This is a genomic window from Pseudalkalibacillus sp. R45, assembly GCF_052246725.1.
GTDB lineage: Bacteria > Bacillota > Bacilli > Bacillales > Fictibacillaceae > Pseudalkalibacillus.
On the sequence record NZ_JBQQCL010000001.1, the window covers coordinates 154,283 to 181,086 of the forward strand.

25 protein-coding genes are annotated in these 26,804 nt (G+C 44.7%); all 25 read right to left on the reverse strand.

The annotated features are described in order from the left end of the window. Nucleotides 1–93 precede the first annotated feature (93 nt). On the reverse strand, nucleotides 94–1,560 hold the full coding sequence (locus ACTWQL_RS00800) for a sodium:solute symporter family protein (protein WP_443140539.1): 1,467 nt from the start codon (nucleotides 1,558–1,560) through the stop codon (nucleotides 94–96). Then, the gene (locus ACTWQL_RS00805; protein ID WP_443140540.1) at nucleotides 1,561–1,782 is read right to left on the reverse strand and encodes a DUF3311 domain-containing protein; all 222 of its coding nucleotides are present in this window, start codon (nucleotides 1,780–1,782) and stop codon (nucleotides 1,561–1,563) included. It lies immediately after the preceding gene. Then, nucleotides 1,779–3,392, reverse strand: a complete 1,614-nt coding sequence (locus ACTWQL_RS00810; protein ID WP_443140541.1) for an amidohydrolase — start codon at nucleotides 3,390–3,392, stop codon at nucleotides 1,779–1,781. Before ACTWQL_RS00810 ends, ACTWQL_RS00805 begins: the two co-directional genes overlap by 4 nt. A gap of 18 nt (nucleotides 3,393–3,410) precedes the next feature. Next, nucleotides 3,411–4,616, reverse strand: coding sequence for a M20 family metallo-hydrolase (locus ACTWQL_RS00815; protein ID WP_443140542.1), 1,206 nt, complete (start codon nucleotides 4,614–4,616; stop codon nucleotides 3,411–3,413). A gap of 298 nt (nucleotides 4,617–4,914) precedes the next feature. Then, on the reverse strand, nucleotides 4,915–5,904 hold the full coding sequence (locus tag ACTWQL_RS00820; RefSeq protein ID WP_443140543.1) for a bile acid:sodium symporter family protein: 990 nt from the start codon (nucleotides 5,902–5,904) through the stop codon (nucleotides 4,915–4,917). Continuing rightward, on the reverse strand, nucleotides 5,901–7,295 hold the full coding sequence (locus ACTWQL_RS00825; protein ID WP_443140544.1) for an FAD-binding oxidoreductase: 1,395 nt from the start codon (nucleotides 7,293–7,295) through the stop codon (nucleotides 5,901–5,903). Before ACTWQL_RS00825 ends, ACTWQL_RS00820 begins: the two co-directional genes overlap by 4 nt. 647 nt (nucleotides 7,296–7,942) lie before the next feature. Continuing rightward, a complete protein-coding gene (locus tag ACTWQL_RS00830) occupies nucleotides 7,943–9,004 on the reverse strand; it encodes a sulfite oxidase (protein ID WP_443140545.1) in 1,062 nt (353 codons plus the stop codon). Between the two features lie 48 nt (nucleotides 9,005–9,052). Then, nucleotides 9,053–9,814, reverse strand: a complete 762-nt coding sequence (gene larC, locus ACTWQL_RS00835) for a nickel pincer cofactor biosynthesis protein LarC (RefSeq protein WP_443140546.1) — start codon at nucleotides 9,812–9,814, stop codon at nucleotides 9,053–9,055. Beyond that, nucleotides 9,811–10,578: a nickel pincer cofactor biosynthesis protein LarB gene (gene larB / locus ACTWQL_RS00840; RefSeq protein WP_443140547.1), complete on the reverse strand. Its 768-nt coding sequence runs from the start codon at nucleotides 10,576–10,578 to the stop codon at nucleotides 9,811–9,813. Before larB ends, larC begins: the two co-directional genes overlap by 4 nt. Continuing rightward, the gene (gene larE, locus ACTWQL_RS00845) at nucleotides 10,575–11,399 is read right to left on the reverse strand and encodes an ATP-dependent sacrificial sulfur transferase LarE (protein ID WP_443140548.1); all 825 of its coding nucleotides are present in this window, start codon (nucleotides 11,397–11,399) and stop codon (nucleotides 10,575–10,577) included. The genes larB and larE overlap by 4 nt, the downstream gene beginning before the upstream one ends. 12 nt (nucleotides 11,400–11,411) lie before the next feature. Beyond that, nucleotides 11,412–12,485, reverse strand: coding sequence for an S-methyl-5-thioribose-1-phosphate isomerase (gene mtnA, locus ACTWQL_RS00850; RefSeq protein WP_443140549.1), 1,074 nt, complete (start codon nucleotides 12,483–12,485; stop codon nucleotides 11,412–11,414). A 15-nt stretch (nucleotides 12,486–12,500) separates the two neighbouring features. Continuing rightward, a complete protein-coding gene (locus ACTWQL_RS00855) occupies nucleotides 12,501–13,112 on the reverse strand; it encodes a class II aldolase/adducin family protein (RefSeq protein WP_443140550.1) in 612 nt (203 codons plus the stop codon). Beyond that, the gene (locus tag ACTWQL_RS00860) at nucleotides 13,105–14,571 is read right to left on the reverse strand and encodes an amidohydrolase family protein (protein WP_443140551.1); all 1,467 of its coding nucleotides are present in this window, start codon (nucleotides 14,569–14,571) and stop codon (nucleotides 13,105–13,107) included. Before ACTWQL_RS00860 ends, ACTWQL_RS00855 begins: the two co-directional genes overlap by 8 nt. A gap of 3 nt (nucleotides 14,572–14,574) precedes the next feature. After that, entirely contained in the window at nucleotides 14,575–15,342 is a 768-nt protein-coding gene (locus tag ACTWQL_RS00865; protein WP_443140552.1) for an MTAP family purine nucleoside phosphorylase, read from the reverse strand. Between the two features lie 20 nt (nucleotides 15,343–15,362). After that, nucleotides 15,363–16,130 carry an MTAP family purine nucleoside phosphorylase gene (locus ACTWQL_RS00870; protein ID WP_443140553.1) on the reverse strand — a complete coding sequence of 256 codons (768 nt, stop codon included), beginning with the start codon at nucleotides 16,128–16,130 and terminating at the stop codon, nucleotides 15,363–15,365. 13 nt (nucleotides 16,131–16,143) lie between these two features. Next, nucleotides 16,144–16,314, reverse strand: coding sequence for a XapX domain-containing protein (locus ACTWQL_RS00875; protein WP_443140554.1), 171 nt, complete (start codon nucleotides 16,312–16,314; stop codon nucleotides 16,144–16,146). Next, the gene (locus ACTWQL_RS00880; protein WP_443140555.1) at nucleotides 16,311–18,047 is read right to left on the reverse strand and encodes a dihydroxy-acid dehydratase; all 1,737 of its coding nucleotides are present in this window, start codon (nucleotides 18,045–18,047) and stop codon (nucleotides 16,311–16,313) included. Before ACTWQL_RS00880 ends, ACTWQL_RS00875 begins: the two co-directional genes overlap by 4 nt. Beyond that, entirely contained in the window at nucleotides 18,044–19,306 is a 1,263-nt protein-coding gene (locus tag ACTWQL_RS00885; RefSeq protein ID WP_443140556.1) for a lactate racemase domain-containing protein, read from the reverse strand. Before ACTWQL_RS00885 ends, ACTWQL_RS00880 begins: the two co-directional genes overlap by 4 nt. Nucleotides 19,307–19,322: 16 nt before the next feature. Then, complete coding sequence (locus tag ACTWQL_RS00890) at nucleotides 19,323–20,774, reverse strand: NAD-dependent succinate-semialdehyde dehydrogenase (RefSeq protein ID WP_443140557.1); 1,452 nt, start codon at nucleotides 20,772–20,774, stop codon at nucleotides 19,323–19,325. Nucleotides 20,775–20,787: 13 nt separating this feature from the next. Then, nucleotides 20,788–21,642, reverse strand: coding sequence for a nucleoside phosphorylase (locus ACTWQL_RS00895; RefSeq protein ID WP_443140558.1), 855 nt, complete (start codon nucleotides 21,640–21,642; stop codon nucleotides 20,788–20,790). Continuing rightward, on the reverse strand, nucleotides 21,639–22,430 hold the full coding sequence (locus ACTWQL_RS00900) for a 2-phosphosulfolactate phosphatase (RefSeq protein WP_443140559.1): 792 nt from the start codon (nucleotides 22,428–22,430) through the stop codon (nucleotides 21,639–21,641). The genes ACTWQL_RS00895 and ACTWQL_RS00900 overlap by 4 nt, the downstream gene beginning before the upstream one ends. A 16-nt stretch (nucleotides 22,431–22,446) precedes the next feature. Next, nucleotides 22,447–23,217, reverse strand: a complete 771-nt coding sequence (locus ACTWQL_RS00905; RefSeq protein WP_443140560.1) for an energy-coupling factor transporter transmembrane component T family protein — start codon at nucleotides 23,215–23,217, stop codon at nucleotides 22,447–22,449. Then, nucleotides 23,214–24,953 (reverse strand): ABC transporter ATP-binding protein, encoded by a 1,740-nt coding sequence (locus ACTWQL_RS00910; protein ID WP_443140561.1) that lies wholly within the window; start codon nucleotides 24,951–24,953, stop codon nucleotides 23,214–23,216. The genes ACTWQL_RS00905 and ACTWQL_RS00910 overlap by 4 nt, the downstream gene beginning before the upstream one ends. Further along, nucleotides 24,931–25,569 (reverse strand): ECF transporter S component, encoded by a 639-nt coding sequence (locus ACTWQL_RS00915; RefSeq protein WP_443140562.1) that lies wholly within the window; start codon nucleotides 25,567–25,569, stop codon nucleotides 24,931–24,933. The genes ACTWQL_RS00910 and ACTWQL_RS00915 overlap by 23 nt, the downstream gene beginning before the upstream one ends. Before the next feature lie 79 nt (nucleotides 25,570–25,648). After that, a complete protein-coding gene (locus tag ACTWQL_RS00920) occupies nucleotides 25,649–26,374 on the reverse strand; it encodes a GntR family transcriptional regulator (RefSeq protein ID WP_443140563.1) in 726 nt (241 codons plus the stop codon). Between the last annotated feature and the right edge of the window lie 430 nt (nucleotides 26,375–26,804).

Below are 26,804 nucleotides of genomic sequence, written 5' to 3' on the forward strand. Positions count from 1 at the left end.
ATCTCTACAACTCTAGGATTATCTCTACAACTCTAGGATTATCTCTACAACTCCAGAATTATCCCTACAACATCAAAAATGGTTTTGAATAACTCATCCGATTTTCCGATAGTCTTCAGCGATCTTGACGTCTTTCACATGTGTCAGGGCACTGACGATGATGACGATGACGACGTTACAAATCAACCCTAGTATTCCAGCATGGATATCCAATGGTGTTGCCGGCGCTACAAGCTGATAATAATAGTTGACGACGGTACCTACGATCAAACCGGCAATGATGGCTGGTGCTGTGGCCCGTTTGGAATACAACGCACCATATACCCCTGGAGCAAATTGGACGATGGATCCATACGCTCCTAGAAGCAATGCGATCAGGCCTTGTCCTCCAAAGACAGTGATGAAGTATGCTAGTGCTCCGATGACAAATATTCCGACCCGCATGATCAGCAACGTACTTTTATCTGATATATCCGTTTTCACATTCTTGATGACTCCGTCTGTAAACTCAAGAGAAGCACTGTGCGTAATCGCATCAGCCGTTGACATGGCAGCAGCCAAAGCGCCGGCACCGACAAGTCCATAAATCCAGCCCGGGAGACTTAGGGCTGCCGTAATCAAATAAGGAAGGATTTCATCAGGCGATCCGAGTTCAGATGGATTGACCACATTCACAGCCGCAAAGCCAACCAACAGAAGCGGAATCAGAAACAATGCAAATACGGGATAGATCAATACCGTTTTCTTGATTGTACGCGCGTTAGAAGCATAGGATTTCGAAAAGAGATGGGGCCACATCAAAAAGCCGATCAAAGAAACGAGGATGGTCGTCGTATAAGCCATTGGTGACATGGTGGATCCCGCATTTCCGATTTCAAGAAAACCGGGACTCGTTTCGTTGATATTCGTAAACATGCCTGAAACACTGCTGTGTAATTGTTTGACGATCGCAAGTCCGACCACCCATGAAATGATGATCATCAACAGCCCCTGGAAAACATCGGACCAGGCGGCAGCCCTCAGCCCACCGGTTGCCACATAGACAACAACAATTCCATAGGACAATAAAGCTCCAAGCCAAAACGGGATTCGGCCTTCCGTCATGATGTTGAAAATATAGGCCATCCCTTTCATCTGGGTGGCTAGATACTGGATCGAAGCGAGCAAGGCGATCAAACCGATCAAAATTGGAAGCAATCTGCCTCCGTACCTTTTTTTCAAGAAACCAGAAACGGTATAAATATTATATTTCCTTCCGATCTTCCCGATTTTCGGGCCGATGATATACCACGGCAGGATGGCGAATGCGGTATAAGTCAGAATATAAAGTGCAGGAGCACCCTTGGAATATGCCCAGCCAGGAGCGCCAAGAAATGAAAAGGCACTGAAAACCGCGCCTCCCATCAGGAACCACATGACGATAAGGCCGAGTTTCCCTCCTGCTACTGCAAACTCATTTAATGAACCTTTGTCTTGGCCTCTCCCAGCCATCACACCGATCACCAGGGCAACGAACAAATAACCGATCATCATGATCATTGCAATTTGCCAGTCTGCCATCTAGTTCCCCCCCTTTTCATCTTTATCTGGGTCGATCCTATATAAAACAAGTACGATCAAGAAAGCGATGATGATCCACAAAATCACCCAGAACACGGAGAAAGGAAGACCAATCACCATTGGCGTCGCCCGATTTCCTAATGAAAACATCGGAAAAAGCAATAAGAGCAGAGGAACGAGTAGAGAAAGACAGTAGATCGTAGTGAATTTCCTTTTTGTCATTGAACAGCCTCCTTCAGTGATTTAAAAACAAGTATTTCTCCATCAAGAACTGTCATATCCACTTTCATATCTTTCAATCGGTCCTCTTCACAATCCAATATGGATTCATTAAGCACGACAAGATCAGCCAGCTTCCCTACTTCGATACTGCCTTTAATATGATCTTCATAACTGGCGTATGCGCCATACCACGTATAGGCTTTTATCGCTTCTTCTACAGTTATCTTTTCAGTATCACCGACTGGGTTACCGGTTTTACTTTGACGATTGACAGCTGCATGTATACCATATAGCGGATTGAAGGTCGTTATCGGACTATCAGAACCGATTGCAAACGGAATTTTGTTCTCGACAAAGCTTTTTAGTGGAAACATTGTATGGACGCGTTCACCGTAATCCTTGATATAACCATCCCCGAATTCATATACGAACGCAGGATTCGGAATCGGGACAATTTCTAAGGCTTTCAACTTCTCCACTAGATCTGGAGGTGTCATTCCTGCATGTTCAATTCTGTGCCTGTGGTCAGAGTGGGGATGATTTTCAAGTGCAGTATCGATCGCTTCAACCATCATTTCCACCGCTAGATCCCCGATTGCATGTGCGGTGATTTGCCAGCCCTTTTCGTTCGCTTTGCCCAAAATGATATCTAAATCATGTTGGTTCAGATATAAAATTCCAGAATCTTCAGGATCACTTGTATAAGGTTCACGTGTTTTCGCAGTCGGACCGCTGCTGCTTCCGTCAATGAAAACTTTCGCAGGACCGATCTTGAACCACTCATCACCAAGCCCTGTCACCATACCGCTTTCCAACCCTTTTTCCACCATTTCCGGGGAATCTTTTAATGAACCATACAGCGCACAGACACGCTGCTTCACTTTTTTCAATTGAACTGCATTGTGAAGATGGCGAATATGATCCGGTCCGTACCCACCTGCATCATGAACACTTGTTATCCCAGCTGCGAGATAGTCTTGAGAAGCCAGTTCCAACCCTTTCAGAATTTCCGTTTCCGAGTAGTTGGCCAAAAGGAACATTTCCATGTGAGCTGCTTCTAACAGCAGTCCATTCAATTCCCCGTTCTTCCTGACGTACTTCCCGCCTGGAGGATCTGCTTTTCCAGCATCAATACCAGCCAGCTCAAGGGCTTTTGAATTAACACACGAGATATGACCGCATGTTCTCACAACAATAATCGGATGTTCCGTAGAAACCTCATCAAGGTCCCAGCGCGTTAAATGTCTCCCTTCTGCCAAATTGTTCTGATTATATCCCCAACCGCGTACCCATTCCCCACTCGGAGTCGATTCGGCTGCTTTCTTCAGTCGGGTCTGGAGCTCCTTTATATCCTTCACATCTTTTCCATTCACACCTAATCTGTTGGTGCCATAAAGTTCAAGATGGGCGTGAGCATCGATGAAACCAGGCAACAGGCTCCGCCCTCCCAGGTCAATGATTTCCGTGTTCTCATCTGTGATCGCCAGGATCTTTTCATTTGTGCCGACAGAGAGGATATGGTTTTCATATATCGCCACTGCTTCATGCACAGAAAATTGAGCATCTACCGTAATCACTTCACCATTAAAAAGTGCTTTGGTCGCTTTCAAAAAATCACTCCCTGAACGTTAGGACTGTGAGATACGTAACGCTGTTTGATACAACAATTTGACTCCTTTTTCAATGTCATCCATTTCGGCAAACTCCAATGGGTTGTGGCTGATGCCCTTTTCACACCGGACAAAAATCATCCCGTAATCGCTGATGTAGGACATGAATAACGCATCATGGAACGGACCACTCATCAATACTGGTGAGTCAAATCCAAGGTTTGCGTCTTCTTCTTTCATGATCGTTTTTATCCAATCAGCACAATATCTTGGATCACTTCTGGTATCTTCGTTAATTTCAACTTTCAGTTTTTTCTCGGACGCTGTTTTTTCAATGATTTGATAGAGTTTTTTCTCGAGGGCAGTGCGTCTTTCAAGATCAATGTCGCGAAGATCGATCGTAAACGCCACTTTTTCCGGAATGATATTTCTCGAATTCGGGAAAACGTTCAAATTTCCGACAGTGCCGACTGTTGTCTCCGTGCCTTCTTTTCTCACCAGGTCGTTGAATTGGCGGATGATTTCAGAAGCACCGACTAGCGCATCTTGCCTTAAATTCATAGGAACAGACCCCGCATGGCCTGCGAACCCTTCAAGGGTCACCGTCAACCCAACCGGTTTCTCTTGTGCTTCGAGAACAGGACCTTGCTCGATATGCAGTTCGATGAAAGCCTCAATCTCCCCCTCCTTGTAGACAGGGCTTGCGGATAGGTCAGGTTCGACGCCGAATTCTTTCAACGCTTCTCGTCTAGTCATACCGTCCTGATCTTTCCTATCAAGCTCGCCTTCCTCCAATAATCCGGTCAATGCCCGAACGCCAAAGACACCTTTGTTGAAGCGACACCCCTCTTCATCGGAAAAACAAATAACCTCAATAGTCCGCTCAGGGACAATCCCGTTATCGTTCATCGTATGTACGACTTCAATTGCACCGAGCGAACCTGCAGTACCATCAAAACGGCCGCCATACGGCTGTGAATCAATATGAGAGCCTAATATCAATATCGGTTTGTCATTATCCTGTCCTTCCAGACGACCGATCAAGTTGCCGAATCCATCAATCCTAGTCCTCAATCCCGCTTCTTCCATCCATTGGCGGACAACGTCGACAGCTTGTCTGTCTTCTTTGGAATGAGCTAGGCGACAGACACCTGTCTCACCGATTTTCCCTATTTCAGCCAGCTGGTTAAGATGATCCTGTAAACGTCCACGATTAATCGACATATCCTCACTCCTTCAGAAAGTTTGACGATCGACAAATATACTGAATTTTCATTATATTCATTTATCATACCCGACCTGTTTTCGAATCGCTATGATACTTTTGTATAAAAACAAAAAATAAGAGTTTCTTCGCATGAAGAAACTCTTAAACAACGAGTCTTTTATAGTAAAAAAGAATCGGTGGGTTCGGTGGGTGCTTCTGGATTCTTTTTTATTGAGTGAATGTCGCGATCATCTTGATTTATGTTTTGATTAAGCAAGCGACTTCCACTATGTGGCCAACCTCAGGTAATCAATCTCAACTTCCAGTGTTTTGAACGCGTTTTTTAATGCTAGTAGTAGAATCTATTCCCGTATCCTGCTCAACTGGTTTCTTGGACCAGATTGTGGCAAGGATCGGTCCTGAGATATTGTGCCAAACCGCAGCGATGACATTAGGCAATGCAGCAAGCGGACCGAAGTGCGCCGTCGCCAGGGCAACCCCAAGACCTGAGTTCTGCATCCCTACTTCAATTGAAATCGCTCTTCTTTTACTTTCATCCAACCTCATCATCCGTGCCGCCATATACCCGAGTGTCAATCCTAGCAAATTATGAATCAACACTGCTGTAAAGATCAAGAGTCCAGAAGTAGCGATACTTTCGACATTCATTGAAACAACGGCAGAAACAATGACGATGATCGCGATAACCGAAATCAATGGAATGACAGATGTACTTTTTTGAACAGTGGTTGGAAAGAACCTTCTTATGATGATCCCTAGCGTAATCGGTACTATGATCACTTGGACGATTGATACGAACATAGCCACTGGGTCGACCGGTAACCATTGACCTGCGAGTGCCAACAGGATCACAGGGGTTAAAAGTGGAGCCAGCATCGTAGACAAGGAGGTCATCGCAACTGACAGTGCCAGATTCCCCTTTGCCAAATAAACCATCACGTTCGAAGCTGTCCCGCCTGGAACCGAGCCAAGCAACACCAGTCCTGCCGCTAATTCCGCCGGTAAATTCATGATAAAAGCAAGCGCTAAGGCGATTAGTGGCATGATGATGAATTGTGCTGCCACCCCAATAATGACCGGAACCGGCTTTTTAAGCACCAGTTTGAAATCAACTGGTTTTAACGTCAATCCCATTCCGAACATCACAACCCCTAACAGGATCGTGATATAATTCCCTAATCCCAGGAACGGATCCGGTATAAAATAGGCGATTAGTGCAACAGCAATGACCCAAGCTGCAAAATATTTACCTGCAAGATTGCTGATCGATTCTAGTAGTTTCATAGGCTCCTCCTTTTCGTATGCACAAGTTTATTCGGATTCATGATTTCATGAGGATCCAGCGCTAATTTAATCTTTTCCATGACACTGAATGCTTTCCCATGCTCGCGTTGCTGGTATTTCATTTTGCCGATCCCGACTCCATGTTCACCTGTACAAGTGCCGCCACGTTCTAAGGCGTATTCAACAATTTCCTCATTGAACTGCGCAGCACTTTTCATCTCTTCAGGATCATCCATATCGATCATCAAAGATGTATGATAATTCCCATCGCCGACATGGCCGAGGATCCCACCAAGAAGACCAAGCTCTTCAATCCTTTTTCGGGCGAATTTGATCGCACCTGCCAGCTCTGTGATCGGAACACAGACATCTGTGACCATATGTTTTTTCCCAGGGTTCAAGTGCATATAAGCATAAGCAAGATTGTGGCGCGCTTCCCATAGCTTATTTCGAGCTGCATTATCCTCTTCAAAATGAACCTCTTCACATCCATGGTCTTCAACAATCTCTCTTGTAAACTCGATATCATGATTGAGACCCTGCTCGTTACCATGAAATTCTAAAAACAAAGTAGGTTTTTCTTTATAATCCGTTTCACTGAAGCGATTCACTTGGGTGATGGAATGCTCATCGACAAGCTCAACACGTGCAATCGGAATGCCTGCTTGTAAGATGGATACCACCGCTTCAACAGCATCATCTACCGTCGGAAACGCTGCTCTGGCCGCTGCAATATGCTCAGGTATTCCATACACTCGTAACGTCAACTCGGTAATACAGCCTAACGTACCTTCCGAACCGACAAAAAGACTGTTCAAGTTATAGCCGGACGACGACTTTTGCGCTAGATTACCAGTGTGCATGATTTCTCCATCAGGTAAAACGACTTCCAAATTACGCACCTGATCGCGCATGACCCCATATTTTACTGATGTTGTACCACTTGCATTTGTCGCTGCCATACCGCCGAGTGTCGCATCTGCACCTGGGTCCACCGTAAAAAACAGACCGTATTTTTTCAGTTCTTTATTGAGCTGGTTCCGTGTGACACCGGGCTGGACTTTGACGAGGAAATCCTTCTCCCTCACTTCAAGCACTTTATTCATCAAGGAAAAATCGATCGAGATTCCTTTATCATATGGAATCACATGACCTTCCAAACTAGATCCGATTCCAAACGGAACAATGGGCGTGTTATACTTGTCCGCCACCTTAACGATCGCACTTACTTGTTCGGTCGTTTCTGGAAAGACGACAATGTCTGGTAGACTCGGTGTATGATAGGATTCATCCTTACTGTGCTGCTCAAGAATCGTTTCATTCGTAGAAACCTGATGATCATCTAAAAACCCTCGTAGTTCCTCATAAATCGTAGTGATCGTAGCATTCATATGTATCTCTCCCCGTTCATTAATGATTTTGCATAATGACGCTCGTGTTATTGTTTCAGCACAACGGTTTAACTTTTAGGAAAAAACTATTGAATCGAATTATACATAATACTCAGAATATTTCAACCGAGATAACTTGGAAGCAGTTGATTATTGGAGAGCCTGAGCAAGAAAAGTGTTTAGCTGTCCCGTAACAACGTCTTTCGGGACAGGTGTCAGGGGAAAAAGCGGATAGCTGTCCCGTAACAACGTCTTTCGAGACAGGGGTAAGAGGAAAAAGCAGATAGCTGTCCCGTAACAACGTCTTTCGGGACAGGGGCAAGAAAAAAAGCGGATAGCTGTCCCGTAACAACGTCTTTCGAGACAGGGGCGGCAGCCGGAATTAGCATTACTCTGTCCGTACCTGCGGCTTCTTCGGACAGGAACGAGCCCAACAAGCGCTACTCTGTCCGAACCTGGGACATCTTCGGACAGAAAAAAGCTCACCAAGCGATGCTTTGTCCGAACACGGGGCAGAACATAAAAACTTCCCTTGTGACTGTTAATTTCAAGCTAATGAACGTGTAGACTTGGTATGAAGAGAGTAAAAAACGCAAAAAAAAAAACGTAATTCCTTCGTTCGGAATTACGCTCAGCTGCGTCATATCTCATTCGATCTTTACAGTGATTATTTCAATCGCATTATAGCCGTAGCCTTTCCTGTTCCAAAAAGGCTCAGCGGGCTGCGTTCGATTTTGGGAGTCAGTCGCTTTTGCCAGTATCATAAATTCACCTTTTTCAGCGGCATGCCATTCATAAACCCAATTGGTCCAACCATAGCCAACATCCGATTCTTTAATCAGATCAGCTTCAGCCCATGTTCGCCCCCCGTCGGTACTGATTTCCACTTTGATGATCTGTCCCTCGCCTGACCAGGCAATGCCTTTAATCATGTGCTTTCCAGTATTCTTCACATCCATATCCAACGGTTGCTGAATTGTCGCATTCACATTCATAGTTGTCACCGGATAGGCTCCTTCGTCATTTTCCTTATTCGGATAATAAACATAATCGGTGGAATGGAATGGACCCTCATAACTGAAATCGATCACCCGGATTTGCCTGAGCCATTTTATGGAAGCCATTGCATACCACTGCGGGACAATCAATCTTAAAGGGGAACCATGTTTAAGTGGAAGGGGTTCGCCATTATATTCATAGGCAACGATGGTATCAGGATGGCATGCTTTTTCGATTGGTAAGCTTCTTGTAAAGGAATGAAGTGAATCGGTATCTGTTCTTTTACCGAAGTCGTGCCCCTGTACAACGATCTCTTTTGCATTCCCCATCACCCCAGCCTGCTCCAAAAGCACCCTTAAAGGTACCCCCTTCCAATATCCCTGGCTGATCGCACCTTTGCCCCACTGTTCACCTGGGGTTTTCGGCTCAAAAAGACTTCGTTTGTTCCCAGCACATTCAAGCACAACATTAAAAGTTTTAGAAGGCATCCCCCTCAGGTCTTGTAGTGAAAACCACCTTGGATTAGCAACAAGCCCATTAACCAAAAACCAATTATTCACATTTGTCATGCCTGGATACGAAAAGTGGTTCCTTCTATAGAACAATTGATTATCGACATGGCCTCCATCTATAAAATTGATCGGCGTTTCCTGGTTCTCAGGTGTCAAACTGAGCGTCGTCAAATAAGGTCTTATCAATGGGGGACGCATCTTTTCCTCCTTCAAAAATCGGCCTTTAGTAAATGTTATGCGTCATTTTCAGGACTTTTCCCCAATCATGATCCGTAAAACATTCGGATGATCATCAAATGTTTTCGTCCCCGCGCCATATCCAATTTGATCGACCCTCATTTCAGGAAGTCCACTATAATTTGAGCAAAGGGCTTTTATAAAGCCTGCCCCGGTTGGAGTTGTAAGCTCTCCTTCAATGGTTGTCTGTTTCAATGGAATGCCTTTTAATAGTTCCATCGTTGCTGGAGCGGGGACAGGATAGATTCCATGATCGATTTTGATCATCCCATTTCCAGCTGGTATTGGACCGCTAACAAATTCGTCAATCTCGAGCTGATCAAGCAATATAGCAGTACCGACGATATCAATGATCGAATCGACTGCCCCCACTTCATGAAAGTGGACTTTTTCAAGTGACATGTCATGGATCTTCGCTTCAGCACGAGCGATCAATTCAAAGACCTTCAGACACATGGTAGTGACGCGCTCATTATAGTCAGCTTCCTGAATCAGTTTAGTAATATCACTATAATGTCTATGTTCATGTGAATGATGATGACCTTCATGATGGTGGTGATGTTCATGCTGATTATGTAAGATGACATCAAACTTAATAGATGAGATGCCGTTCTTAACGACCTTTTGATGCTTCAATTCGTATTCATCTTCAAGTTCAAGCTTTTTCAATTCGGATTGCAAATAGTCAAAGCTAGCACCCGCGTCAAGCAAGGCACCAATGGTCATATCTCCACTGATGCCTGAAAAGCAATCAAAATATAAGATCTTCATGATGTGAGCGTCTCCTTCCTATTGATCAGAGAAGCGATCAATGCAGCATTATACCCGCCGCCATAGCCATTATCAATATTGACCGTACTGATTCCAGGTGCACATGCATTCAACATCGATAATAACGCGGACAGCCCTTGAAAGTTGGCTCCGTAACCAATACTCGTTGGTACAGCAATGACAGGATTCTTCACGAGACCGCCAACTACACTACCCAAAGCGCCTTCCATTCCCGCAACCACAACAATAGCGGAAGCGTTCTCCAGCACAGGTAATTGATCGAAAAGACGGTGGATGCCTGCAACACCGACATCATGGATCCGTTTGACCCTGCACCCCATTGCTTCAGCAGTGATGGCCGCCTCTTCAGCTACAGGTAAATCAGAAGTGCCTGCGGATACAACTGCGATATATCCTTCAAAATTATAGTCAGGTTCCGATTCATGCTGCCAATATAACGTACGCGCCTCACTGTTATAGCGGTAGTGAGGAAGAATTGATAAAATATCCTCCGCTTTTTGAACATCTACTCTCGTGGCTAACACTCGTTTTGAGGTCAGTTGAAGACGTTCTAAAATGAGAATGATCTGCTCGCTCGATTTCCCTTCCCCATAGACCACTTCAGGGAAACCGGTCCGTTTTTCACGCTCAAGATCGAGCGTCGCAAATTTCAGATCCTTACCTCCTTCTAATTGTTCCTTAGCTTCGGAAATACTGATTTCCTTGTTCTGCACTTTTTGAAGCAAGCCCTCAATATCCTTCATTGCGCTTTCACCTTCAATACATCATTCATGCGGCCAGTCCGGTATCCCTGAAGATCGAGTGCCACATAAATGAACCCAAGTTCTTTCAACTTCTGATCGATTTTATCTTTATGCTGAAGAGCAAGACCAAACTCCTCCTCCCCGACTTCTATCCGGGCAATCTGATCATGATGACGGACACGGACATCATAAAAGCCAAGGTTCAATAAGTAATTTTCGGCTTCATCAAGCTGGTTGATTTTCTTAGCTGTAATGCGAGTGCCATATGGAATCCTAGAGGAAAGACAGGCGAATGAAGGCTTATTCCAAGTCTTCAAATCCATTTTTCTGGATAAAGTACGGATATCCTCCTTTGTCAGACCTGCTTCTTTAAGCGGACTCCGGACGCCTTTTTCTCGAGTCGCCTTCATTCCTGGCCGATAATCACCTGCATCGCTGGCATTCGTCCCATCAAGGATGAACGGATAACCTTTCGCTTCTGCAAGCTCCGTAAGTCGCTCAAATAAACCTTGTCTGCAAAAGTAGCAACGGTTCGTAGGATTTGAAACAAAGTTTTCATTCTCGAATTCTTTTATTTCGATTGTCAAATAAGGGACTTGCAATTCTTTTGCTAGATTGACAGCAGCATCGAATTCCCTTTGCGGAAAGGTTTCAGATGCAGCTGTTACTGCCAGGACCTTATCCCCTACTTCCTGTTGTGCACGCGCCAAAAGAAAGGCACTATCCACCCCTCCCGAAAAGGCGACCATCATGGTTCCGTATTCTCTCAATCTTTCTCCAAGCTGCTCATTTTTTTGTTGTAACATTGTTGATTGATCCATTCTTCTTCCTCCCTATGCTCTTATGGTGTTGGTTGTCCGAACATTTTGTAAGCTGGTTGGATAAGGGGCTTTCATGACTCCTTTTTCAGTGATGATCCCAGAAATCAATTCATTCGGTGTAATATCGAAGGATGGGTATAAGGCATGCGTCCCTTCTGGAGCAATCGGCTGATTGTAGATAGACGTTACTTCTGAAGCATCCCGGAATTCGACCTCAATCTCCTGACCAGATGGAATCGAGTGATCAATCGTATGACTTGAAGTAGCAGTATAGAATGGTACGTTGTGGGCTTTTGCAGCGAGTGCGTGCATATAGGTTCCCACCTTATTCGCCAGGTCACCATTAGCAGCAACACGGTCAGATCCGACGACGATTTTTTGAATCATCCCCTGACTCATGCAATGACCAGACATGTTATCTGTGAGGAGCGTATGTGGGATCCCGAATTTTTTCAACTCATACGCTGTAATTCTTGCCCCTTGCAAATAAGGCCGCGTTTCACACGTATATACATGAATATCCTTCCCTTGCTCATATGCTTTACGAATGACAGATAACGCTCGTCCCCCATAACCTGATCCTGCTAGAGCACCTGAGTGACAATGGGTCAGGACGGCATCACCGTCTTCGATCAATTGAGCACCGTGAGCCCCTAACTGGTGCTCGAAGGCTAATTGCCGTTCAAGGATTTCGACGGTTTTCATTTCAATCTGTTGGATAAGGTCTGGTCCGGCTCCTTGTATTGCATCTAAAATTTCATCGACCGTTTTCATTAGATTCACAGCGGTCGGGCGGGTCATCTTCAACATCGTCCCTGCATGAAAAACAGTCTCCCTGTCGCCACCAGATTGGAGAGCAGCGAGGTAAAGCCCCCATGCCCCACACGTGCCAATCGCTCCAGATCCTCTGATTGTCATATTTTTGATAGCGGAAGCAAGTTCTTCAATCTCTGAAATCGAATGGATTTCTTCCGCAAAAGGTAATTTCTTCTGATCGATGATATGAATATTGCCATTTTCAAACCATATCGGCAAAAAGAGCTCTTGATCTCTAAAACTCGAGACCATTTCATCTATCTGTTTCATGTTGATCACCCTCTCCTAGATATTCGAGACAGCTTCCGGCATATTATTCTTCAACTGTTGAAGGATAAAGGACTGCTTCGCGGTATCTTCCACCAATGTTGCGATATTATATGCTTTTTCAAGCGTATCACCGACTGCGCTGATTCCATGTTCTTCCATCAAACAGGCTTTGATTCCAGGATATGTTTGGAAAACACGTGTTACATTCTCTGCTAATTCCAGGGAACCTGAAGGGGCTGTACCGGCGACTGGGACATGTTCAAGGATTTTTCTTGCTGTTACCGTCGGAAGCGGCAATTCCCTACCCAGACAGGCATAACCGATTGCATAATTGGGATGGCAATGGACAACAGCATTCACATCAGGTCGAGAATGATAGATTCCTAAATGAAACCGGAACTCTTTTGATGGTGTTCCAGCCCCTTCAAGCACCTCCCCATCCATTGATAAAACGAGTGCGTCTTCAGGTGAAACTTCGCCTAGACTGACGCCTGAACGTTTGATGAGGATAGCATCCCGATCAGGCAAGCGGACACTGATGTTTCCTCCTGTGGCCTGGGTTAAACCACGCTGATAGACTTTATGAGAAACATAGGCGAGTTCCTTTTTCAATAGCATCTCATTCATGTGTGATCTCCTCTCGAGGTAATTGGGATTCGGGTAAGATCTGTTTAAAATACGGCCTCAATTTTTCAGCACGCGCAAGCGGCTTTGTGGATTTTTCGAACATTCCTTCTGCTCTCTTCCGCACTTCGTTAAGAATTCGATTTTCATCCAATGAAACGAGCTTTTTATTTTTAACAGTCCATCCGCCATTCACCATTACCGAATGGACAGAAGTCCCGCTCTCTTGATGGACGAGCTGGGAAATAGGATCGTTGAATGGTGTCATGAACGTATTCTTCCGATTTAGTAGCACCATATCCGCTTTGTGGAACTGTTCGATTTTACCAATATGACTGTCTATTATTCTGGCGCCAGAAGTTGTTGCAGTTCGAAAGACATCTTCTGCTGTCATCCAATCGGAATACGGTTGATTCACCCGGTGGATCAGAACAGCTAGTCTCATAGCTTCAAAAAGATTATGGTTCGTTCCGCAGTTAGACCCATCCGTACCAATTGCAACATTACCACCCATTTTCAAGAATGCAGGTATGGAGGCGATCCCGCTACCAAGCAAGAGATTACTTGCAGGGTTATGCACAATCGATACTTGGCGATCTGCCAGCAACTCTAATTCATCCCGATTCAACCATACCCCATGAGCGACAGATAGCTTTTCATTCAGCAGCCCTGCATCATTAAGGTATGTGATCATTCCTTCTGGATAATGAAGTTGACTCTGTTTACGTTGCATCCTTGTCTCAAGTAAATGCATGTGGACCCGTAACTCTTCATTCTCGCTTAACGCTTTGCAAACCTTGAGCATGTCAGAAGAACAGCGTTGAGGAGCATTCGGTCCAAGCTGAACGTGAATCCTTCCCTCTTTCCCATGCCATTCTGAAAGGAGTTTGAGATAAAACGCCTTCATTTCAGCAGGTGACACCCTTTTGTTTTCAGAGGTGTTCCGTTCTTTCGGTATGGAGATGTTGAAAAAGTCCTCATCAGGCACATCATGCATCATTGGGGCAAAAGCCACACGCATTCCAGCTTCTTCATAAGCTTTTAATGCAGCATCCGAATGCCTGATATGAGGAAAATGATCCAGACAGCTTGTTACACCCGACTTCATCATTTCAATACACCCAAGCAAAACACCGTAATAAATATCCTCTTCCTCCAGAGAATGTCCATACGCTACCGTATAAAGTGTCCATAACTCGAGAGGAAGGTTGTTCACAGTGCCTTTCAGCATATTGGTATACGAATGATAATGTGCGTTCACCATCCCAGGGATCAGGATCATGTCTTGAGCGTCTAAAATTTCATCCGCCTGTTCTTCGAGCTTTTTCAATCCTTCAGAGTCATCTTCATTCAGGATGTGCCTGATCTGATGGTCTTCAACGAAAACCGAACCAGGCTGTGTCCCAAAAGAGGGTTCATTTGAAATGATTAACGGGTTTTTGATCAAAATTTTATGAGCCATTGATCACGTTTTTGCCAGTGCTGCCTTCTCGTATGCTTCAGGACAAGAACAGCTTTTTCTTTCCCCAGCTCGTTTGATCGCTTCTAACATCAATTGTTTTACCGTTTCCTTTTTACTTTCACTTACTGCTTTATGTGCCTTTAACGAAGGTTTCTTTTCAGTAACACCAGGAGCCATATTGGTCGCAAGCGTGACCACCGCATAACAAATGCCCAGCTCCCTTGCCAGGGAAGCTTCAGTAGCATTCGTCATTCCTACGACATCCATTCCCCACGACGCGAATAGTTGCACCTCCGCCTTCGTTTCATACCGCGGCCCGTCGACACAAATCAGCTTGGTTCCTTGATGAAGCGGTTCGTCAATGGCAGCCGCTGCTTCCGTGTACGTTTCCTTCAGCTCAGGACAGAAAGGTTCGGTAATATCGACGGAGTATTTTCCATAGGTCTTCTCACGTGTCGTAAAATCAAAGAATTGATCCAGTAAAGATAAACTTCCCTCGGTGATTTCAGGATTGATTGCACCGACTGCTGAGAATGCAAGGATGCGATCAACCCCCATCTCTTTCAATGCAAGGATGTTCGCCCGATAATTGACAAACGGAGCAAGTGTATCATGATTCTTCCCATGCCTTGGAAGAAAGATGACCTCTTTCCCCTCATACAAGGTTTGAAAAATCGTCACTTTCCCATATTCCGTATTGACGGTACTTTCCTTCATATCATCGAGTAAGTTGTAAAAGCCGGTTCCTCCAATTATGCCGATCTTCTTCATTACCTCATTCCCCCTTCATTTCATTGAGAAGCGACAAGTGCATTCTTATAAGGTTTTGTACAATTGCATTCAGGATTCGTTTTGATATGGGATATTGCTTGCAATACAAGCTTTTTCATCTTTTCTTTATTTTGCGCTGCGACATTTCTGTGTGTTTCGAGATTTGGAGGTGTATCCGCAAAACCTGTGGCCATGTCCGTTGATAATGTTATGACAGAAAAACAAAGCCCAAGTTCCCGAGCTAACGCAGCCTCTGTGGTATTCGTCATTCCTACGACATCCATCCCCCATTTACCAAATAGCTGCAGTTCAGTCCGCGTTTCATAGATTGGTCCATCAACTCCTACAAGGGTCACTCCCTTGTGGAGAGCGATGTCCAACACGCTTGCAGCTGTAACTACTGATTCATTCATCTCCAAGCAAAAAGGTTCTGTCATATCAGCTGAAAATTCCCCATATGTTTGGTCTCTTCTTTTTGTCATATCAACAAACTGTTCTAATAGCGAAACATCTCCAATTGGTATATCAGGGTTGATCGAACCAACAGCCGATACAGCCAAGACCCGTTCGACACCGACTGATTTCAAGGCTTTCATATTCGCTTTATAATTGACATATGGTGCTAAAACCCCATGTGTGGTTCCATGTCTCGGCAAAAAATAAACGTCTTTATCCTCATGCACACCTTGAAAAAGGGTAACTTGACCAAACTCTGTTTCAATGACTCTTTCATCCAACGAGCCAAATAAATCATAAAATCCAGTTCCACCAATCAGTCCAACCTTCATTTCCTTCCCTCCTTCAGTTCGTCAGCTTTTCCATCAACATTGTCACACCATAAGCGCCTAACCAAACTCCAAAAATCCCAGCAACACCAGCAAGAACTGGAGGAGCCGGAATAGGCAGCCGGATCAATTTGAAAATGACACCAACTGCCACGCCACTCAATAACGCAAGTGCAATTTCTTTCATGTCGTCGCCCCGCTTGCAGCCACTGTTTCTTTTCTGTCTTTTTCCTGATCCGCTTTCGGCAATAAAAAGTCGAAGTCACAGCCCTTATCCGCTTGTAGGACGTGTTGACGGTATAAAATCGGGTATCCCCTTGTGTAATCGTCAAAGTGAGGCGGTTTCCAATTTGTTCTCCGAAGTTCGAGTTCTTCCTCCGAAACCAACAACTCAAGTTTACGGGACTCTACATCCAGTTCGATCCAATCACCATCCTGAATCAATCCGATTGGACCGCCGATGGCTGCTTCCGGAGCCACATGAAGGAGAACCGTTCCGAAAGCCGTACCGCTCATACGGCAATCTGATAATCGGACCATATCCCTTACCCCTTGTTTCAAGAGTTTTTCAGGGATTGGAATCATCCCTGCTTCGGGCATACCAGGTGCACCGACAGGACCAGCATTTTGTAGAACAAGGACACTATCAGGCGTTACGTCCAGATCGGGATCATTCAAACGTTCCTTCATATCTTTTAAAGAGGTGAAGACAACAGCCTTCCCTTTATGCTGCAATAAATCCTTTGTAGCGGCTTTCGGTTTGATGATAGCTCCATCCGGTGCGAGGTTTCCTTTTAGTACAGCAATACCTCCTTCTTTATGTAGCGGTTTTTCCAACGGTCGGATAATATCCCGATATTCTTGATCCATCTGAACATCTGCAAGATTTTCCCTTAACGTCTTTCCAGTCACCGTAAGCTCCTCCATATGAAGGAGGGGTGACAGTTCTTTCAATACGGCAGAGATTCCTCCAGCGTAATAAAGATCTTGCATTTGATACTTGCCAGCAGGTCTCATATTGGCAAGGAACGGCGTCGTCCGGCTATGCTTTTCAAAATCATTGAGACTCAAATCGATGCCAAGCCTGCGTGCGATCGCAATCAAATGAATGACCGCGTTCGTCGATCCTCCCACTGCCATCAATATCTTGATTGCATTATCAAATGATTCCCTCGTCATGATGTCCGAAGGCCGGATTCCTGCTTTTACAAGTCGTACGATGGCTCTTCCGGTTTCTTGAGCTAACCTTAACCGTTCGTTTTCAGTGGCAGGGGTCGCTGCCCCTCCAGGAAGCATCATCCCCATCGCTTCTGCACATGCAGCGATGGTACTGGCTGAACCCATCACCATGCAATGGCCAGCAGTAGGCGCAAGTCTTTCATTGATTGCATTGAGTTCTTCTTCGTCCACTGTTCCGGCTTTATATTCCTGCCAGAAGAAACGGCAATCCGAACAAGCCCCAAGTGTCTTTCCTTTATACTCACCATTGTTCATCGGACCTCCTGTGAAAAGGATTGCAGGCTTGTCCGCACTTGCTGCCCCCATCAATTGGGCAGGCGCCATTTTATCGCATCCGCCAATCATGACAGTCCCATCGATCGGTTGAGCTGTGATCATTTCTTCTGTGTCCATCGCAACGAGATTCCGATAAAGCATTGTTGTAGGACTTGTGAACATTTCACCTACAGAAATCGTGGGGAATTCAAGGGGGGTACCTCCCTCAAGGATGACACCCCGCTTGATCGCTTCTACCATCGGTTTCACATGACTATGGCATCTGTTAATTTCACTAAATGTATTGCAAATACCGATGACCGGTTTTTCATAATCTTCCCGATCATGTCCTAAATGGCGGCTGAACGCCATTCGGATAAACTGGCTGAAACCTGCATCACCGTATGAAGTTTGTGACTTTGTCATTTGTGACCACCTGCACCTTCTGAGAAATATTCCAATTCCCCGTCTTTCGTAAATGGTATTGGTTCTGGACTAGAAAGAACCTCCACCTGTTCGCCTGCTTCCTCTATGAGATTTTCAGAGAGGTAGAGCCTTTCGAGTTCCAACGTATTTTCAATAATTGCCATTCGTAATGAGGTCGGATCATCAACTGCTAAACTATCAATTGCTGTTTTCACAAGCTCTTGATCAGTATTCAAAACCATCGGAATCATTGCGCGTTGTACATACGTACTCGTCAAACAATTCAGGTACGTCTTTTGACGATCCAGTTTCTGAAACAATCGTTCTGTTGTGAAGTCTGCTAGTCCGATTCCAGTCGCATTCCCATGTGAGGAATCATCCAAATTCAACACACCGATTCTTTTATAAGACGGCGATTCAGGTTCAGGTACGCCGAAGATCTTTGTCCGTCCGAGAACATTCGTATCCATTCCTGTACCGCTGAAATTCTTCCCCATCTTTTTAACAACCAATAAATCCAATTGTCCGATCGGAATCCGCGGAAAATATTCTTTCGATCGAAGCAGCAACTCCTGTTCCCTGTCGAGAATCGATTGCGGTTTGATGACCTCAAGAATAGCAGTCTCATCAAAGCTGTTTTCGACAATCGCAATTCCTGCGAGGATTTTTCCCGTCTCAATCATTCCTTGCCCAACTTCTTGAACCGTTTTTGACATGTTCGGAGGGCCCTGGCGATGTAATTGATTGGCACCTTTCGCCTTTCCAAGTCCAACGGTGATCATTTTCAATAATCCACTCTCGTTCGGTCCGCGAAATGCGGTATGGAGCTTTACACGATTCAGGATGATGATTCCATCGGATTCCCAGGCATGGGTATCACAATAAAGCGTGAACCCGCTCTCCGTTTCTCCGACTTCCACGACTGTTGAAGAAGTACGGACCGGACAGCCCATTGTGTCCTCTGTAAAACCAAGACTTTGCAAGACATCCATCTGCCCTTCGGGGGTACCCCCGCCATGACTTCCCATCGCACCAATGATGAATGGTTTTGCACCTTGTTTTTTCAAATGATCGACAATCGTTCGGACGATGAGAACCCTGTTGGAGATCCCGCGGCTTCCTACAGTAATTGCAATCGAAGCCCCTTTTTTCACAGAATGGAGCTGATTTTCCAGCTCCGCTGTGAGATGTGCCTTTATGTCCTCAATCTTTCCAACTGGAAAGCGTTGCTTCACCATAACCACTTTAGGAAAATCCATTATCTTGACTCCTTAATCAAAGCTTGTCTGAAACCGCCAGGGATACGTATTTCATTTCTAAATATTCCTTGATTCCTTCATGACCGCCTTCTTTTCCAAGACCGGATTCCTTTATCCCACCAAATGGAGCTTCAGCTGTGCCCGGGAAGACATCATTAATGCCGATGATGCCGTAATCGAGTTTCTCCATGACCTTGATTGCTCTGTTAAGGTTGTTTGTAAAAAGGAAAGAAGCTAAGCCATAATTCGTATTATTTGCTGCTGCAATCGCCTCTTCATCACGATCAAAGGTTTGGATCGGTACGACTGGCCCGAATGTCTCTTGCGACATGATCTTCATATCGTCGGTTACGTTTGCCAATATCGTCGGTTCAAAGAAATAACCTCCTGGTCCATCCCATTGCTTTCCACCCGTCATAAGTTCAGCACCTTTAGAGACTGCATCCTCTACTTGGTCTTTCACCTTATTCAACCCGCTGTCATCAATCAGGGGTCCTATATCCACTGTTTCATCGGATCCGTTTCCGATTCGGAGTTCTCGTACTTTTGCTTCAAGCTTTTCGAGGAATTGATCCTTTACATCTGAATGCACATAAAGTCGATTCGTACATATACACGTTTGACCGCAATTCCGATACTTACTTGCGATCGCCTGGTCGACAGCAAGATCCAAGTCAGCATCTTCAAAGACTAGCAACGGTGCATGGCCACCAAGCTCAAGCGCGAGCTTTTTAACCGTTTGAGCACTGCCTTCCATCAAGAGTTTACCGACTTCGGTCGATCCCGTGAACGTCACCAGCCGTACATCAGAGCTATCCATGATTTCTTTTCCAATTTCGACGGGATCCCCGACGACAAGATTCAGTACTCCTTTCGGAAGTCCTACCTCTTCGAAGATTTTCACAATTTCGATTGCGCTAAGCGGGGTCTGCTCGGCAGGCTTCAGGACGACTGGACATCCTGCAGCCAACGCTGGACCTACTTTCCTCGTAATCATGGCAGCAGGGAAATTCCATGGGGTGATCGCGGCCACAACACCAATCGGCTTCGGTACGACCCAAAGTCGCTTGTTCTTTTTCGAGGAAGGGATCATTTCGCCATAGACCCGGTTCGCCTCCTCTGCGTACCAGAGCAAGAAACTCGCTGCAAATTCAATCTCGCCTCTTGCTTCTTTCAATGGTTTACCTTGTTCTTCTGTCAATATGGAAGCTAGTTTTTCTTTTCGTTCAAGCATGAGATGATAAGCCTTGTATAGGTAGTTCGATCGTTCCCTTGCCGTCAACTCCGACCAGGATTCGAAAGCGGCGTTTGCTGACCGGATGGCTTCATCTGCTTCTTTCTTGCCTCCGGAAGGAATTTCTGTAATTTTTTCTCTTGTCGCAGGATTGAAAACTTCAAGCATCGAGCCCGATTCTGCTTGGACCCATTCTCCGTTGATATACATTCCTTTAACTGTATCTACTAGCATGGATCATTCCTCCTTATCCGTTTAATGCTGGGTCTTTTTCCGCCATGGAAGGGAACCAGTAATCTTTTTGGCGATCCTTTTTCAATTCATCCCACTCTGCGAGGATTTGTACAGCAAGGTTAGCGACTCTTATACTCTTTTCAACGCCGCCGTATGAGAATTCATCACGAATCCGGTTCGCAACAACGGTACATACCGACCCTGCTCGTAAGCCATATAATCCAGCGAGGGTAAAAATCGTCGCCGCTTCCATTTCGAAGTTCAACACCCCTGCTTTGTTCAAATCTTGTACTTTTTCTTTAAAAAACGACTGTTCATAGCCTTTGAAGCCTGTTCTTCCTTGTCCGCAATACCAGGATGCAGTCGAACAGGAAACCCCGACGTGATATGTATAGCCCAATCGTTCTGCCGCTTCAACAAGTGCTGCCGTTGCTTCATAATGTGCACTCGCCGGATAGCGATCATCGACGTAAAATTGGCTTGTTCCATCATGACGAACTGCCCCTGACGAAATGATTACATCTCCAGGATTAATATGTTCCTGTATCGCTGCTGTCGTGCCTACTCGCAAAAACGTGTCCCCGCCTAATGCAGCCAATTCTTCAAATGCACTTGCAGTAGAGCCGCCTCCTGCTCCTGTAGAACAGGCTGTGATGCCGACCTCTCCTATTTTTCCACTGAATGTTCGATGCTCTCGATAGTTTGCAATTTTTCGAGACTCTGTCCATTCCTCACCGATCATATCGACACGATCAGGGTCACCCGGCAACAATACATATTTCTCAACATCTCCTTGTTTACAACGGATATGATATTGTAATCCTTCGTCCATTACAGGTTTAGATGCGTTTGATTTCCAATTTGTCATTTGTAGATCACCTCATTGATATTTTTAACTACTATACTGCTATCTTCTGTAAATTCTAGTACGGGTGCCAAGTTTGATAGATTCTCTTCTGCACATAGTTTGATATCTTCTTCACAACCAATCCTCCGCATCGTTTCACCGCTGCCGGAATCTCCAAATGCATGGATGGTATCCTGGTAGTTTGATAAGAGATGAGTGCTGATTTTTGCGGAATCCTTAAAGAGTGGAATCCGCTTCAAAGCAGTGGCAGCTTGCCTGCCATAATCCAGCAGGACTCCAGCTGTATAAGCATCATCCAATGCAGCAATTTGGCCATTCTCCCGACCAGCACATACGATGACGACCCCTGTCCCGAGCTCATCGGCCATCTTGACCGCTTTTTCCATGACTGCTTTGGCGTTTCTCAATGAACCGACAAGGATGTGCTCGTTACCGGAATTCCAGAGTGATAACCCCGCGAGTGTCCCATTTGTCGTTTTCAGGACAACCCGTTTTTCTTTCAGATCCATATTGTTGATCGAAATTAAAGAAGGACTGAACTGTGCATGTTCAGAGACATTCCCATAAAGATCTTCAGCGCAGACAAGTGTCTCTTGATTAAGAAAGCCTTGTAGACCTCCTAACGTTTTCCTTTCGTCATCTGTCAAAATGATTTCAGAGCATCCTTTATCAAGCATTGTGATCATGGCTGTAGTAGCCCTTAGGACATCAACGAGGACACAAACTTGTGGGGTATCTTCTTTCACTTCTTTTGGCATGTAAGCCACTTCAAATTTCAACTCTTCCATTCATTTGTCCCCTCCTTCAGATAAGTTTTAGAAATAACAGGTAACAAGTAAGTGCGCACCATACAAACCCAAAAGCAATTCCTTTAGCATTGTAGTTGATGGTTCTGATATACGTACGGTCCTGATAGGCACCGTATCCTTTTGCTTCCATCGTATTAGCGGTTGTCCGAACACGTCGGATCGCCCCCATCAAGAGTGGAAGGGTGAATCTCTTCAAGTTTTCAGCTTTGTTTTTTAAACCTTTTTGTTTTCCAACACCACGAATGGTCTGGGCTGCTTCAATAACACGCGCCTCCTGTTCGAGTGTAGGGACAAAGCGCAGCGCTACGAAAATCGAATACGCATAACGGTACGGGACTTTCAATTTTTGCGTTAAAGAAATGACAATATCCCTCGGATCACTTGTCGCCACGAAGATGAGTGAAGTAGTGAAAATCGTCAAGATCCGGACTGTAATGGCTAGCGCGAAATCCACGGATTCAGAATAGATGTTGACGGGACCAAGTTCGAATAAGACGGTTTGGCCAGGGACCAGTAACACCTGCAAGATGAAAAATCCGATACTGAACAACAACATGATCCAAATGCCACGAAACACGAACTTCAAGCTCAACTTAGCTAAAACCAGGGCAACACTTATGATTGCTACGAACAATATCAATTGAGGGATTGCTGTTTCATAGATGAATACGAGAATCGAGATGCACACCATCCAAATCAGTTTAGTGACAGGGTCAAGAGAATGCATGAATGACTTCTTTTCATGAAATTGGAATGCTAAGCTCATAAGACCTGCTTCACCCTCTCTTCCGTTTGTAGAAATTCATCGATCGTGATGACCGCTTCATCCATATTGGTTGGGTACAACTGCTTGGCTAATTGTGAAATTGGTGGTTCGATCAAGGAAGCTTTCTTCAAGACTTCCTCATTCATGAATAGCCTCTTCACATCACCGTCATAGATAAGTTCCCCTTGATGCATAACCAATGCAGAATCGGCCCACTTACAAACTAATCGAATGTCATGTGTGATCATGATCACCGTTTTCCCTTGTGCTTGAAGGTTTTTACAAAGTTCCAGCAGTTTCGTTGCACTCGCATAGTCCTGACCTGTAGTGGGTTCATCAAGAATGACGATATCCTGGCCTAAGATCAGTGAAGCAATGACACTTAATCGACGCTTTTCCCCTCCGCTCAGCATGAATGGATGTTTATCCTTTTGGTCGTAAAGATTGATTTCCTTCAACGCTTTCGTCCCTTGCTCGATGATCTCTTCCGGCAGCGGATCGTCCCCTTCAATACCATGCTTCACTTTCAAACTATAGATCGCTTCCTCGAAAACGTTGTCTGAAACAAATTGGTGCTCAGGGTTTTGGAATACATATCCGATATCCTCTGTCATTGAGAGGAGATCACGTTTAAATGTGTCTTCTCCTTTCAAGAAAACCTTGCCTTTCGGAGGCCGGATGATGCCCATCAGGTGTTTGACGAGTGTCGTTTTGCCAGATCCGTTCGTACCAAGGATGGTCACAAAGTCACCTTTCTTAATCGAAAAACTGACATCCTTCAAGGCTTGTGTTCCATTTGGGTAATGATAGTCCAATCCCTTTACAGAAAGTGCCTCAGGTTGAATCCCAGAAAGAACTTCCGATTCTGATTTCATCGAATTCGCTGGCCGCCACTTATCCTTTAACTCAAGTACAGCATCCTCGACGGAGATCGGAAAACGATTGAAGCTCATCCCCCTATCCTTAAGCTGGATTGCAAGCTCAGAGATTTCCGGAACCCAAACCCCCATTTCTGTCAATGTATCGATTGATGTTTCTAATACATCCTGCGGCGTACCCGATTGGATGATTCTCCCTTCATCCATGACGAGCACCCGATCCACCAGATGCATGATGTCATCAATTTTGTTTTCAACGACGATAATTGTATGCCCGAACTCCTTATGCAGGATTTGAAGAAGATCGAAAATGTCTTTCGTCGCCTGTGGATCTAGATTTGCTGTTGCATTATCCAGTACAAGGATCTGAGGTTCCATCGCCAATACCGAAGCGATTCCAACCTTTTGCTTTTGTCCCCCTGAAAGTTCAAATACTTTTCGCTGTTCAAAACCGGTCATCCCCACTTTCTCGAGACAATTCTGAATACGACCGCGGATTTCTACAGGATCCACCTTCAAATTTTCAGGTGCAAAAGCGACTTCATCTTCAACGTAAATGTTACAAAGCTGAGCATCGGGGTCTTGGAAGACAAGACCCATGCTCGTTGATAAATCTTTCAATTCAAGTTCTAATACATTTTTCTCCTCAACAATGATCTCTCCACCGATCCTGCCTTCCATCACATTCGGAATGATGCCGTTGAACGTTTGGCATAGGGTACTTTTTCCACATCCGCTTGGACCGACGATAAGAACAAATTCACCTTCATTGATTTCGAGAGAACAATCCTCTAAGACTGGCTCCGTTTCATCCTCATAGATATAGGTAACGTCTTTAAGCTGAATGATGGTTTTCACCTACATCCACCTCTTTCTTTTGCTGCTTATGGATATTGAATCCTTTTAAGATATCTGTACGCACTAGGAGATCACCAATCAACTTACTCAACCACCCTGATAAAATGACACCGCTTACACAACGGACGGCGAAAGCAATGAGTAGAATCGTGATACCCCATTTGTAGTATCCGAACCAGAATGCCGCGATGATGAACCAAAGTGGAACGGCTAGTAATCCTGCTACGCCTGTGCTCAACCAATCCCAACGCTTATACCGAAACATCATAAACCCAAGCTCGACACCTAATCCATCTGTCACAGCTGCCGTAATAGAGATCAAGCCATTTGGATTTCCGGATATGATTTGTACAACCCCTGCAAGAGTCAGTGTAAAGAAGGCAGCCCCTGGTTTTCTGATAATGTACGCCGCTAAGACTCCCGAAATACTATAAAGTCCTAGAGTGATTGATGTCAGAATCGGTCCTCCCAATGCAGTGAGCAGCTGATTCAACATCGCCAAATAAGTAAGTGCTACTCCATTCACAATAGCCAAGATCGCCATCAATACGATATCAACCGTTGTAAGCCCTTTCATTTTACGGCTGTTTTTAACCGCTTCTACCGCTTTTGTCATTTACGTTTCCTCCCTTTTTTTCAAACCCTAATTTAAACCCAAAAACTTGTCCGACTGTTTAGGTAGTAGTGCACCTCCTCTAGCCTCTTTTACGAATGACATTGAACTCGAAATTGTCGCTTAAATAGTAACTGTCCGAATATAAGACAGGGATTCCAGTATTGGAGTAGTGCGTTTGTTTCAGAAGAAGCAATGCGCTTTGTTCCGACAGTTGAAGTTTAGAAGCGATTTTCTCATCACTGATAACTGCTTTTATGGAACATACCGAAAAAGACACATTAAGATCAAAGTTTTCAAGGAATTCCAGCAAGGATTCATAATAGATTTCTTGATATTCATGTTCCATCCCTAACCGATACGGAATGTAATCTTCTACGTACACAACTGGGTCCTCATTTGCAGTACGTACACGTTCGATATAAAATATTTCATTCTGATCTTTTCTCAGTGAAAGAATCTTCTTCCTTTCTGAGGTAGCTGATTGAACCTCGGATATTACATTCTTAGTGCCAGGATTGTACCCGTGGGCTTTAATGATGTTCGTCGAACTTTCCAGGGTGGATATGTTGGTTTTCAAGCTGCTTTTCGAGCCGATCACAAAGGTCCCTACACCTTGTCTACTAAATAAAAATCCTTCCTGCTCTAAAGTTCGAATCGCCTCGCGGATTGTATTTCTGCTTACTCCTAGTTGATTGGATAACTTTTGCTCGGAAGGAATCTTGTCCATTGGTTCTAAGTTGTCGTTGATCAATTCATAAATCATGTCTCTGGCTTGAAGATACAAGGATCTGTTTGCCAACTTCATCAATCATCACCACTTTATGTAAATTGGAACAACCTCCTACGTTGGTCGTCCTACAAGTATTATATTCATAATTTTCGAACGATTACAACACTTATCTTTGTAATCTTTTAAATTTTTAGAAAACTAGTACGAAAGGAGTATTGTGAGTTTTACAACTGATTTTCACGAAACTCTCTCTATTCCTGGCGATCACAAACCTCCTGCCTTTTTGCAGACTCTGAAGTGCCGCTGATTTTCGGAGGTTTATTTTAGGCGACTGTTAACAGACACAGGAGACCTTATTTAGTCCTTTTTGCATATGTTTTTGAGATTAACGGACACCAGGAACCTTATTTCGTTAAAAACATCGAAAATCCCATGTTTTGTTCATAGATAGAGTCTCTCATGTCCGTTAAAACTGCTGAAACACCACTATTAACAAAAATAACGT

Excerpts from the sequence above, each read along its gene's own strand:
- ACTWQL_RS00800 (WP_443140539.1), bottom strand. The coding sequence starts at position 1,560 with ATGGCAGACTGGCAAATTGCAATGATCATGATGATCGGTTATTTGTTC.
- ACTWQL_RS00805 (WP_443140540.1), bottom strand. The coding sequence starts at position 1,782 with ATGACAAAAAGGAAATTCACTACGATCTACTGTCTTTCTCTACTCGTT.
- ACTWQL_RS00815 (WP_443140542.1), bottom strand. The coding sequence starts at position 4,616 with ATGTCGATTAATCGTGGACGTTTACAGGATCATCTTAACCAGCTGGCT.
- ACTWQL_RS00820 (WP_443140543.1), bottom strand. The coding sequence starts at position 5,904 with ATGAAACTACTAGAATCGATCAGCAATCTTGCAGGTAAATATTTTGCA.
- ACTWQL_RS00825 (WP_443140544.1), bottom strand. The coding sequence starts at position 7,295 with ATGAATGCTACGATCACTACGATTTATGAGGAACTACGAGGGTTTTTA.
- ACTWQL_RS00830 (WP_443140545.1), bottom strand. The coding sequence starts at position 9,004 with ATGCGTCCCCCATTGATAAGACCTTATTTGACGACGCTCAGTTTGACA.
- larC (WP_443140546.1), bottom strand. The coding sequence starts at position 9,814 with ATGAAGATCTTATATTTTGATTGCTTTTCAGGCATCAGTGGAGATATG.
- larB (WP_443140547.1), bottom strand. The coding sequence starts at position 10,578 with ATGAAGGATATTGAGGGCTTGCTTCAAAAAGTGCAGAACAAGGAAATC.
- larE (WP_443140548.1), bottom strand. The coding sequence starts at position 11,399 with ATGGATCAATCAACAATGTTACAACAAAAAAATGAGCAGCTTGGAGAA.
- mtnA (WP_443140549.1), bottom strand. The coding sequence starts at position 12,485 with ATGAAACAGATAGATGAAATGGTCTCGAGTTTTAGAGATCAAGAGCTC.
- ACTWQL_RS00855 (WP_443140550.1), bottom strand. The coding sequence starts at position 13,112 with ATGAATGAGATGCTATTGAAAAAGGAACTCGCCTATGTTTCTCATAAA.
- ACTWQL_RS00860 (WP_443140551.1), bottom strand. The coding sequence starts at position 14,571 with ATGGCTCATAAAATTTTGATCAAAAACCCGTTAATCATTTCAAATGAA.
- ACTWQL_RS00865 (WP_443140552.1), bottom strand. The coding sequence starts at position 15,342 with ATGAAGAAGATCGGCATAATTGGAGGAACCGGCTTTTACAACTTACTC.
- ACTWQL_RS00870 (WP_443140553.1), bottom strand. The coding sequence starts at position 16,130 with ATGAAGGTTGGACTGATTGGTGGAACTGGATTTTATGATTTATTTGGC.
- ACTWQL_RS00875 (WP_443140554.1), bottom strand. The coding sequence starts at position 16,314 with ATGAAAGAAATTGCACTTGCGTTATTGAGTGGCGTGGCAGTTGGTGTC.
- ACTWQL_RS00880 (WP_443140555.1), bottom strand. The coding sequence starts at position 18,047 with ATGACAAAGTCACAAACTTCATACGGTGATGCAGGTTTCAGCCAGTTT.
- ACTWQL_RS00885 (WP_443140556.1), bottom strand. The coding sequence starts at position 19,306 with ATGGATTTTCCTAAAGTGGTTATGGTGAAGCAACGCTTTCCAGTTGGA.
- ACTWQL_RS00890 (WP_443140557.1), bottom strand. The coding sequence starts at position 20,774 with ATGCTAGTAGATACAGTTAAAGGAATGTATATCAACGGAGAATGGGTC.
- ACTWQL_RS00895 (WP_443140558.1), bottom strand. The coding sequence starts at position 21,642 with ATGACAAATTGGAAATCAAACGCATCTAAACCTGTAATGGACGAAGGA.
- ACTWQL_RS00900 (WP_443140559.1), bottom strand. The coding sequence starts at position 22,430 with ATGGAAGAGTTGAAATTTGAAGTGGCTTACATGCCAAAAGAAGTGAAA.
- ACTWQL_RS00905 (WP_443140560.1), bottom strand. The coding sequence starts at position 23,217 with ATGAGCTTAGCATTCCAATTTCATGAAAAGAAGTCATTCATGCATTCT.
- ACTWQL_RS00915 (WP_443140562.1), bottom strand. The coding sequence starts at position 25,569 with ATGACAAAAGCGGTAGAAGCGGTTAAAAACAGCCGTAAAATGAAAGGG.
- ACTWQL_RS00920 (WP_443140563.1), bottom strand. The coding sequence starts at position 26,374 with ATGAAGTTGGCAAACAGATCCTTGTATCTTCAAGCCAGAGACATGATT.